1 protein-coding gene is annotated in these 259 nt (G+C 64.1%); it reads left to right on the top strand.

The window, feature by feature from the left end; genetic code table 11:
* On the top strand, nt 1-259 hold a 259-nt coding region (locus SB772_RS42680; RefSeq protein WP_410838855.1), incomplete at both ends, for an ATP-binding cassette domain-containing protein.

Here is a 259-nt window from a genome sequence, read left to right as displayed (position 1 = left end):
CGATCGATCACCCGGCTGATCGAGCCGAATGCCGGCACGGTCAATCTCGATGGCTACGACGTGACAGGTCTGGATTCATCGCGCCTCCGGCACATGCGCCGCAGTATCCAGATGATCTTCCAGGATCCCTTCGCCAGCCTCAATCCACGCATGACCATCGGCGCCACCGTAAGCGAGCCGATCGTCGCCCATGATCTCGGAACCCGGGCGCAGGCGCGCGACAAGGCGGCCGATCTGCTGGAGCGCGTCGGGCTGAAAC

Source organism: Paraburkholderia sp. SIMBA_030, from assembly GCF_046535245.1.
Lineage (GTDB): Bacteria > Pseudomonadota > Gammaproteobacteria > Burkholderiales > Burkholderiaceae > Paraburkholderia.
The sequence above is the reverse complement of the archived record's forward strand: the minus strand, read 5'-3'. Positions and strand labels throughout refer to the sequence as shown.